Origin of the sequence: Sporosarcina sp. D27 (assembly GCF_000586555.1) — a bacterium.
GTDB lineage: Bacteria > Bacillota > Bacilli > Bacillales_A > Planococcaceae > Sporosarcina.
In genome coordinates this window covers 1-211 of record NZ_AZUC01000002.1, presented here as the reverse complement: position 1 = coordinate 211, position 211 = coordinate 1, and the positions used below count along the sequence as shown (strand labels likewise).

Sequence of the window (211 nt, the reverse complement as noted above, 5' to 3'; positions counted from 1 at the left end):
CGAGCTGTAGTGTGGTACTAGGAAGTGATCGAACGAAGAAGGGAGCGTACTTTGGTACGTGACCGACTGAGAGAGCGAAGCTGACGACGTAATGCGCTGCAGATCGACTACCGGTTTTATGGAGAGTTTGATCCTGGCTCAGGACGAACGCTGGCGGCATGCCTAATACATGCAAGTCGAGCGAATCAATAGGAGCTTGCTCCTTGAGATT

1 rRNA gene is annotated in these 211 nt (G+C 51.7%); it reads left to right on the top strand.

Annotation, left to right across the window (positions count from 1 at the left end):
* Positions 1-115 precede the first annotated feature (115 nt).
* A 16S ribosomal RNA gene (locus tag N693_RS0100010) occupies positions 116-211 on the top strand; the annotation flags it as partial.